Raw genomic sequence first — 9,157 nt, forward strand, 5'->3', positions numbered from 1 at the left:
AGATGCATTTCTTTGTCTAATTAAGTTAAATCTTTTACTTTTCGTGAATAGAATGAGCCTTATAGGTAACTGGTTTTAATGGTTAAAGTGCAAAAATAAAGCGTCTGCTCGGTTGATCTGAGTTCAAGATGAAACGAGTGAATAAAAGGTAGAGGAAGGCATCAGAAAGAAAAGGGAGCCGAAGCTCCCTTAGAAATGATTATGTCTATTCGCGCTCAGATGCGTATGCGTAAAGCATTTCTAGTGCGATGGTTGCTCCCGCTAGTGCGGTAACATCACTGTGGTCGTATGGAGGCGATACTTCGACAACATCCATACCCACGATATTCATGCCGGCTAAACCACGAATAATTTTCAGCGCTTTGTCTGAGTTCAAGCCACCACAAACTGGTGTACCAGTTCCCGGTGCGAAGGCCGGGTCTAAGCAGTCGATGTCAAAAGTAACATACACTGGCTTGTCTGCGACGGTGCGACGAATTTCTTCTAGGATCTCGTTCACAGGCATGTCATTCGCTTGCATCGCATTAATCACATTGAAGCCGTGATCTTGCTGTTTGTACTCCGTACGAATGCCGATTTGTATTGAGTTCTTCGCTGAGATCAAACCTTCTTTCGGCGCATGGTAGAACATCGTACCGTGGTCGTATGAACTGCCATTTGCATAGGTGTCCGTATGAGCATCAAAGTGAATCAAAGCCATTTGGCCATGATGCTTCGCATAGGCACGCAGGATAGGTAGCGTAATGAAGTGGTCACCGCCCAATCCCAACATGGTTTTACCACTTTTTAGAATTTCACTGGTTGCCGCTTCAAGGCGGTAAGTAAAATCTTCCGCATCACCGCAATCGAACACGAGATCACCTGCGTCGATCACTTTCAGTTTATCCAATACGTTGAAGCTCCACGGGAACTTCTTACCTTCCCATGCCAAGTTGACTGAGGCACGGCGAATTGCATCTGGACCCATACGCGCACCTGGACGCCCAGATGTTGCCATGTCCAGAGGGACTCCCAACACCACAACGTCTGCGTCTGCCGATACCGGGTTACGAATGTACGGCAGACGTAAAAACGACATAGAGTTGGAGTAAAGCGAATAATCAGTTTTAGTAAACAAATCATTCATATCAGAAGTCCTCTAAATAGGTGTATCCTGCTAGACCTTGTTCTAGTTCTGCTAGGATTTGTGCTTGTTCATTGGCTTCAACTCGATGTGAAACCAATTGTTTATAATTGTCACGAATCGCATCCACGTCGATATGAACGTAGCGCATCATGTCTTCTACACTATCACCTTCGTTGATGTAACTGATCTCAAATTGACCGTGTTCATCAACATTGACTACAGCACTGTGGGTATCACCAAATAGGTTGTGCATGTCACCAAGGATTTCTTGGTATGCGCCTACTAGGAAAAAGCCCATTAAGTACGGTTTGTCTTTGCTCCAAGCTGGTACAGGTAGCGTGCTCTCGATGCCTTGACCATCAACGTAGTGATCGATCGCGCCATCAGAGTCACATGTGATGTCCAACATCACTGCACGACGCTCTTCCGCCTCGCCCAGACCAGAAAGTGGCAGAACAGGGAACACCTGATCAATACCCCAAGCATCTGGTAGAGATTGGAAGAGAGAGAAGTTCACGAAGAACTTATCCGCAAGACGTTCGCTCAACTCGTCCAGAATCGGACGGTGGAAGCGATTCTTAGTGCTCATCTTGCGGCTTAATTCGAAGTAAATGCGCAGTGACAATTGTTCTGCCCACGCACGTTGTTCCAAGTTAAGCACGCCTGTAGCAAATTGAGAGTGCACTTCTGCCAAATCACTTTGGGTATCATTGTAAATCTCAATTAACGCACGAGCGTCTGTACCATCTTGTAAGTTTTCCCAGTTTCGCCACATGTTTTGTAGCAACAGCGGAGCGTCCTCATCAAGCTCATGTACTTCTTCCGGTAGGTACGACTCGGTACCAATTACGTTAGAAATCAATACAGCGTGGTGCGCTGTTAGCGAGCGACCCGATTCCGAAATGATCACTGGCATTGGTTGTTCGTATTGCAGACACACATCGCCCACAGTGTTCACGATATTACGTGCGTATTCTGCAAGTCCGTAGTTCATCGAATTCGATGATTGGCTGCGTGTGCCGTCATAATCCACTGCCAAGCCGCCGCCCACATCGAAGTACTCGATGTTTGCACCGAGTGCGCGTAGTTCGCAGTAGAAACGTGCAGACTCGTTCACACCATTGCGTACATCACGGATGTTTGCCATCTGTGAACCAAGGTGGAAGTGAACCAGTTGCATCGCGTCTAGGTTGCCTTCGCGTTTAAGACGTTCAATAACGCTAAGCACTTGCGATGCTGATAAACCAAACTTCGATTTTTCACCGCCACTTGCTTGCCATTTCCCTGCGCCTTGAGAGGCGAGGCGAATGCGTAAACCAAGGCGCGGTTTTACGCCCAAACTTTTCGCTTCTTCTAGTACCAGATCCAGCTCAGAAAGCTTCTCTAATACGATGAATACCTTGTGACCCAGCTTTTCACCGATCAGTGCAAGACGCACATACTCACGGTCTTTGTAGCCATTACACACGATCACGGAGCTACCTTGTTGAGCCAATGCAAGTACCGCCAACAATTCTGGCTTGCTACCCGCTTCAAGACCAAGCTGCTTGGTTTCTAGTTGAGCTTGGCTCGCTAGAATTTCATCCACCACTTCACGTTGTTGGTTTACTTTAATTGGGTACACCAACAAGTATTTGTTTGGATATTGGTATTCTTCAATTGCTTGGTTGAATGCGTGGCAAATACCATGCACACGTTGGTGCACGATTTGCGGGAAGCGTACTAATACAGGCAGATTTAACTGCTTCGCTTCTAGCTCATTTACAATAGCGCTGAAAGGGATTTGATGTGCACGATCACTACGTGGTGATACATATACTTCGCCTTGGTCATCAATGCCGTAGAAACCTTGGCTCCAGTAGTGAACGTTGTAGTCCGCGCGGATGCGGTCTAATTTAGTTGCTTTTTCCAACTCGATTCTCACAAAAATGTACTTAACTCCTTAATTAATTAGAAGGAAAAGTACAAAAAAGCAAATCATGAGGTATTTACCTCATACCCTGACACGAACTCCGTGTGCGCGCATTAACGGATAAAAGGGCCCTTGAGTCTAATGATTAAAATCTATCATCTCGATTATGATTTGTTGTCGTCGCTACGTGTGAATATTTGTTTACCGAAGCGTCCATTCTGCTGTTATAGTTGGTCTGACCAGTAAGGATTCGGTCATGAAGCATCTCACTAAAATAAGGACATATTTTGCAGCTGCACAGAATTCAGGGGTACATTCAGACCATGTATCTCGCCGAATATCCCGATAAATTATTGTTGCTTGATGGTGCCAGTCGAGCAGACATTCCTCATCTTAAAGACTTTATTGAACATCAACTCCATCGTCCTTTTTCTGACCTAAAGTTGGTTGTTGTGACCCACATGCATCCAGACCATGCTGGTGGTGCGCACAAACTACGTGATTTAACAGGATGTAAGCTATTGGCCGCAAAGCGAGAGAGCCAGTGGTATAGCGGTGTAGACGGTTGGCTAATGCATTTGACCGATTTAATGTTAGCACGCTGGATGGCGAATCGGATGCGTAAACCAAAGCAAAACCTTTGGTATTCCCGCAAGTTAAATCCAGATATTGAACTTATTGATGGAGAGTTTATTCCTGGATTTGATGATTGGCAGGTGCTAGAAACGCTTGGGCATACCGACCGAGATCTGTCGGTTTATCATTCTGAACAAGATGTGCTGTATGTGGCGGATTTAATGGTGCAGGTGAAAAAGCATCTGATTGCGCCGTTTCCCATATTTCATCCGAATCAATATCGGCAATCATTAAAGCGTGTGTTTGAGATGAATCCGCAATGTTTGCTTCTGGCACATGGGGGAGAGGTGACTTTGGATGAAAAAGCGTATCAGCACATTTTGAATACAGCGCCGACTAAGCCAATGACGCACTGGCGAGTGACAAAAGTTAAAGCGAAGGGATTGTTGTTTGCGTTATTTCGTAGGAAGTAGGCTGAGATAAAGCCAGACGAGTGATGCTCAACAAAAACGTTCGATCACTCATCTGAAGCTACGGGGTTAAGATGCCAATAAGTGAGATTGGCTAGGATCAACGAGCACTTTGTCTGCCATACCCTGACGACCTAACAACATCATGTAAGTCATTTTTTCACGGTTAGTCAACGTAATGTCGATTGGCCATTGTTGGTCGCCCATACGCAGCATCGTTGTGATCACGCAGCGGTGCTCAAAAGTACCGTTAGAAGATTTAACCTTACGGTTTGCTTTTAGTTTCGCTGTGCAGCGAACCACTTGTTCTAAATGGTATACATCTGGGTGCAAATCGAATGCAACATAAGACTGACCATCTTTTTCAAAGCAATCAATATTGTCTACATGTAATGAAGAGGTTTGAGCGCCTGTATCAATACGCGCTTCAAGGTGAGTAATCCCTAACTCTGGCAAGCAAATAGCTTCGGCATTCCCAATGATCATTTTCTGATTCATAGTGTCATCCTAGCGACGAGTAACAAGAGAGCCGGTTTTTGGCTCTCTTGTGCGTTAAACAAAAATCAACCTTTACCGCGAGTACGGTTTGAATTTGGCTTAGCGTTTTTCTCGATAAAATCGAAGATCATACCTGCAATGTTTTTACCAGTTGCTAGTTCGATGCCTTCTAGACCAGGGGAAGAGTTCACTTCCATTACCACTGGGCCATTTTTAGATTGAAGGATATCCACACCACAAAGGTTCAAGCCCATCACTTTCGCTGCATTTACAGCGGTCGCACGCTCTTCTTTGCTCAAACGCACGAGTTGTGCAGAGCCACCACGGTGAAGGTTAGAACGGAACTCGCCTTCTTTTGCTTGGCGCTTCATTGCGGCAATCACCTTATTACCGACAACAAAACAACGGATGTCCGCGCCTTTTGCTTCTTCGATAAATTCTTGCACCATGATGTTAGCTTTCAAACCCATGAAAGCTTCAATCACGCTTTCTGCCGCTTTATTTGTTTCAGCAAGTACAACACCAATGCCTTGAGTGCCTTCTAGCAATTTAATCACTAGAGGTGCGCCACCAACGTTTTTGATCACGTCCTGAATGTTGTCAGGATGGTGAGCAAAGCCAGTGCGTGGCAAACCGATGCCTTTACGTGATAGCAGTTGTAATGAGCGCAACTTGTCACGAGAGCGGCTGATCGCGACAGATTCGTTGACACAAAATGTACCCATCATTTCAAACTGACGTACAACAGCAGTGCCGTAAAACGTAATAGATGCCCCAATACGTGGAATAACAGCATCGTATTGCGGTAATTCTTCACCCTTGTAGCGGATCTTAGGGTTGTTGCTCGTAATGTCCATATAACAGTGAAGCGTGTCGATCACATCGATTTGATGCCCACGTTCTTCACCCGCCTGTTTTAGGCGCATGGTTGAATATAAATTCTCATTACGAGAGAGAATAGCAATACGCATGGCAATTCCTTAGTAAGTCAGTACCAAATTAAAATATAAGTATAGAGCATAGAATGCAGTAGGCAGGTGATCATGTTATGACATAACCTACTTACTTCAACGATTTAGAATTGTGGTTGAACAACCACGTCGTCAGAGGTGCGCACCTTAGGGCGTTTTTTTGTGAGATGAAAACGAAAAAGCATCGTCGACACGACAAAAATATTTTATCGAACGCTCACGCCTTGCGGTATGAGACTGTCAAGGGTGAGATAAATAAAATTGAGCAAAAATTTCATCGCTTTGTCACGAATTATCGCTTAAAAAAGCGGCCAATTTGACCGCTGTTTTTAGCTGTTTTGATAGTGACTTAAAAAAAGTTCCGCCGTTTGGGTAGCTAACAGCCTAGATTCTTCATTCGACAAAGAGGGGCGAATTCCCATTAACTGCGGCCAGAATGCACTGCCTTTAAGTAAGTTGTGCAATTGAGTGCTTGCTATATGTACATCATCAATTTGCAAAGCGCCACTGTTCGATTTCTCAGTAAGCCAGCGGTATAGGGCGGTTTCCTGTTTCGACATTTGTTCTGCTTGTTCTTTGAGATCTTCCGGCTTAAATAAGAAGTGCCCAAATGCCACTTTTGCCAGCTCAATATAGTTTGGTTCCGTTACCACAATGATCTCGCTGTAGAGTAATTCAATCAATTGATCTTTGAGTGGCAGAGTGGCCAAGCGTTTAATATCGCTTTCCATCATTGACGAACGCCAAAGCTCAGTCAGCAACTCAGTCACGATCGCTTCCTTAGAAGGGAAGTGATTATAGACCGTGCGCTTAGAGACTTGTGCGATTGCAGAGAGCTTATCCATGCTGGTGTTTTGCACCCCAAACTCTTGGAACGCTTGCCTTGCCGCGCACAAGATGGCTTCTCTTTTGGTTTCACTACGACTTTTTCTTTTTACATTCATAAGCTTGCTAAGTTAAGAAGATCGTTTCTTGATCTATTTTACACTAAGTAGTTTACTTTTGATAATTAGAATGTAAACTGCACCGTGTAGTTTACTTCTGTTCGGGTTAACTTTTTATGAAAAAAACTTTGCTAGCCACAGTAGGAGCGTTCGCGATGGGTACATCAATGATTTCTTGTTCTAATGTTGATACTGAAAAAGCGCCAACATACCCGGACAAATTTGCAAATACAGAGTTGGAATACAAAAGCGGTTTGGGCGACATGTTCGAAATCATGAAAGCGTATTTTACGACTGAGCGCCTTAACCCAACACCAACGATTGAAATTCCAGTGCATGCGATCACAGCGCGGCAACTGTTAGAAGAGCAAGATGACGTCATCTATCGTCTGGGTCACTCAAGCGTATTAATGAAGCTCGACGGAAAACTGGTGATGACCGACCCTGTATTCAGTGATCGCGCGTCTCCTGTACAATGGGCAGGGCCAAAACGCTTTCACCAAACCCCCATCACGATAGAAGATTTGCCAACTATCGATGTGGTGGTGATCAGTCATGACCATTACGATCACCTAGATAAAGCTTCTATTAAAGTGCTAGGCGACAAGGTGGGCACTTTCTTGGTACCGTTAAAAGTTGGCCAATTACTGGTGAATTGGGGTGTGCCGAAGGAGAAAGTGATCGAGCTAGATTGGTGGGAGTCACATTCTGTCGACGGTATTGAATATACATTGACTCCGACTCAGCATTTCTCCGGTCGAGGTTTGACAGACCGCGATACGACACTGTGGGGCAGTTGGGTTATTAATGCACAACAACACAAAGTGTTCTTCAGTGGTGACTCTGGTTACTTCAATGGCTTTAAAGAGATTGGTGAAAAGTACGGTCCGTTTGACTTCACTATGATCGAAACCGGCGCATACAATGAACTTTGGTCAGACATTCACATGTTCCCAGAGCAAAGCGTTCAAGCACACATTGATGTGCAGGGCAAAGTGATGATGCCAATTCACAACAGTACGTTTGATTTATCGATGCATGATTGGAATGAGCCGATGCAACGCGCGTTAGATATCAGTGAAGAGCGCGGTGTAACGTTAGTGAGCCCTGAGATTGGTCAACGCTTGGCGATTGCGGAGCCTCAGCCTGCGAAGGCATGGTGGCAATAATGGCTGAGCTAAAAAGCCAAACATCAGAATAGTTAAGTCACTTATTAGTAGTTACTTGGTCAGGGATAAGGATAAAGGTGCGATGAAAGCAAAGTGGACGTTGTTACTTACATTAAGCATTCTGCCTACCTTTGCACTAGCAGGAGTAGAGCAAGATATCTTGACGTTGATAACACGAGTTGAGCAATCCTCTTGCACCTTTATCCGCAACGGCAAGTCGTACACTAATCAAGAAGCAGCAGAACACATGCGCAATAAATGGGATTACGCCAAAGATGACGTTGATTCCGTGGATGTGTTTATAAAAGAAGTTGCGTCGAAAAGTTGGTTATCTGGCAAACCATATTGGGTGGATTGCCAAGAGGAACGCATTACCAGCGAAGAGTGGCTAACATCATTGATGCGCACCACCGATCACATCCAATAACACTTCTTTGATGGTCTGATAGCGCAGAGGTAGAGCACGACTGCGCTTACGAACCAGAAATAGCTCTTCACATACAGTGTTTTTCAGTTGAGCAATGTATAACGTGTCTTTTAGTGGAAAATTGTCGACCGCACTTTGAGGCAGCACGGTGAAGCCAAGTCCTTTGCTGACAGGCAGCAAAATTTGGCTCAATTGATTTACGTAGCCGGATAATGGTAAATCGCTCATCTTAATTTCTTGGAGCTGTGGTTCTTCACATTGGTCAAAAAACAGCGTCATGTAATGCTCGGCATCAGGGTGGCTAATGACACCACAGTCATGCAAGAGTTGTGGCGTTATCTGCTTATTTTGATATTGCTTTGGCAGAACCAAGCACAACCTCTCTTTACCAATTCGCTCACTGTGAAACAGACCTTTGTTGGGAACATCAGTCACGATACCAATATCAATGTGCCCTTGCGTTATGGCGTTGAGAATAGATTGATTTGGCGCGGCTTCTAAATGTAACGATAAGCTCGGGTGCTGTTTTTGCTTCTCCAAAATGGGCCCATACAACATTAACGCCATTGCACCAGAACAAGCCAGTTTACAATGGCCTGAAAACGCATCATCAAAACTGAGCTCTTCGAGCAGCTTCTTTTCTCTATCTTCTAACTCGAGCGCATATGCGTAGACAATCCTGCCTTGCTCGGTTAATTCGAAGCTTTTGTTTTCGCGCTTGATCAAGGCATGCTGACAACTTTGCTCTAATTTTTTGATGTGTTGGCTGACGCCAGGCTGAGTCATAAAAAGTTTTTCTGCCGTTTGCGTAAAATGACCGACTTCAATCAATGTCTTAAATGTATGTAACCAAACAGGATTAAGCATAGTGTGTGATTTTCTGAGAGCTTTGTTGGGAGACGTAAAGAAAATGATAGCACGGTGTTTTATGAAAACAGAGAAGACTTAAACGATAAAGATGAATCTTTATCAATACATTACAGACAAAATAAAACCCCGCCTGGTTTCCCAGACGGGGCTTATTCTTTTTCGCAGCAATCCAGCTACTAATAGGTGCTCCCTGC

General features: G+C 44.7%; 9 protein-coding genes. 3 read left to right on the forward strand and 6 right to left on the reverse strand.

The genetic code is table 11. The features are described from left to right. Positions 1-205 precede the first annotated feature (205 nt). The gene (gene speB, locus IQR33_RS02615; protein WP_017635531.1) at positions 206-1,126 is read right to left on the reverse strand and encodes an agmatinase; all 921 of its coding nucleotides are present in this window, start codon (positions 1,124-1,126) and stop codon (positions 206-208) included. Position 1,127: 1 nt separating this feature from the next. Continuing rightward, positions 1,128-3,038: an arginine decarboxylase gene (gene speA, locus IQR33_RS02620; RefSeq protein ID WP_031812864.1), complete on the reverse strand. Its 1,911-nt coding sequence runs from the start codon at positions 3,036-3,038 to the stop codon at positions 1,128-1,130. 323 nt (positions 3,039-3,361) lie between these two features. Between speA and IQR33_RS02625 the strand changes: the two genes are divergently transcribed. Then, positions 3,362-4,087, forward strand: a complete 726-nt coding sequence (locus tag IQR33_RS02625) for an MBL fold metallo-hydrolase (RefSeq protein WP_005384195.1) — start codon at positions 3,362-3,364, stop codon at positions 4,085-4,087. Positions 4,088-4,153: 66 nt separating this feature from the next. Here the strand turns inward: IQR33_RS02625 and IQR33_RS02630 are convergent, their stop codons facing one another. From IQR33_RS02630 to IQR33_RS02640, 3 genes are all read right to left on the reverse strand, one after another. Then, positions 4,154-4,582 carry an ATP-dependent zinc protease gene (locus IQR33_RS02630; protein WP_005384193.1) on the reverse strand — a complete coding sequence of 143 codons (429 nt, stop codon included), beginning with the start codon at positions 4,580-4,582 and terminating at the stop codon, positions 4,154-4,156. A 65-nt stretch (positions 4,583-4,647) separates the two neighbouring features. Further along, positions 4,648-5,553: a 30S ribosomal protein S6--L-glutamate ligase gene (rimK, locus tag IQR33_RS02635; protein ID WP_005374224.1), complete on the reverse strand. Its 906-nt coding sequence runs from the start codon at positions 5,551-5,553 to the stop codon at positions 4,648-4,650. Between the two features lie 329 nt (positions 5,554-5,882). After that, positions 5,883-6,497, reverse strand: coding sequence for a TetR/AcrR family transcriptional regulator (locus tag IQR33_RS02640; protein ID WP_025768062.1), 615 nt, complete (start codon positions 6,495-6,497; stop codon positions 5,883-5,885). A 155-nt stretch (positions 6,498-6,652) separates the two neighbouring features. On the opposite strand from IQR33_RS02640, the gene IQR33_RS02645 reads away from it, so the two are divergent. Both IQR33_RS02645 and IQR33_RS02650 read left to right on the forward strand, forming a co-directional pair. Further along, positions 6,653-7,666, forward strand: a complete 1,014-nt coding sequence (locus tag IQR33_RS02645; protein ID WP_031780877.1) for an MBL fold metallo-hydrolase — start codon at positions 6,653-6,655, stop codon at positions 7,664-7,666. An 82-nt stretch (positions 7,667-7,748) separates the two neighbouring features. Continuing rightward, a complete protein-coding gene (locus IQR33_RS02650; RefSeq protein WP_053307122.1) occupies positions 7,749-8,093 on the forward strand; it encodes a DUF5329 family protein in 345 nt (114 codons plus the stop codon). Here the strand turns inward: IQR33_RS02650 and IQR33_RS02655 are convergent. Then, positions 8,061-8,960, reverse strand: a complete 900-nt coding sequence (locus IQR33_RS02655; RefSeq protein WP_017819717.1) for a LysR family transcriptional regulator — start codon at positions 8,958-8,960, stop codon at positions 8,061-8,063. The genes IQR33_RS02650 and IQR33_RS02655 overlap by 33 nt on opposite strands. Positions 8,961-9,157 lie beyond the last annotated feature (197 nt).

The sequence above is a fragment of the Vibrio sp. OPT46 genome, assembly GCF_015163535.1.
In the GTDB taxonomy this organism is placed as follows: Bacteria; Pseudomonadota; Gammaproteobacteria; order Enterobacterales; family Vibrionaceae; genus Vibrio; species Vibrio alginolyticus.

Bases quoted from the DNA above. Each gene is read 5' to 3' on its own strand.
- speB (WP_017635531.1), bottom strand. From the start codon at position 1,126: ATGAATGATTTGTTTACTAAAACTGATTATTCGCTTTACTCCAACTCT.
- IQR33_RS02625 (WP_005384195.1), top strand. From the start codon at position 3,362: ATGTATCTCGCCGAATATCCCGATAAATTATTGTTGCTTGATGGTGCC.
- IQR33_RS02630 (WP_005384193.1), bottom strand. From the start codon at position 4,582: ATGAATCAGAAAATGATCATTGGGAATGCCGAAGCTATTTGCTTGCCA.
- rimK (WP_005374224.1), bottom strand. From the start codon at position 5,553: ATGCGTATTGCTATTCTCTCTCGTAATGAGAATTTATATTCAACCATG.
- IQR33_RS02640 (WP_025768062.1), bottom strand. From the start codon at position 6,497: ATGAATGTAAAAAGAAAAAGTCGTAGTGAAACCAAAAGAGAAGCCATC.
- IQR33_RS02645 (WP_031780877.1), top strand. From the start codon at position 6,653: ATGGGTACATCAATGATTTCTTGTTCTAATGTTGATACTGAAAAAGCG.
- IQR33_RS02650 (WP_053307122.1), top strand. From the start codon at position 7,749: ATGAAAGCAAAGTGGACGTTGTTACTTACATTAAGCATTCTGCCTACC.
- IQR33_RS02655 (WP_017819717.1), bottom strand. From the start codon at position 8,960: ATGCTTAATCCTGTTTGGTTACATACATTTAAGACATTGATTGAAGTC.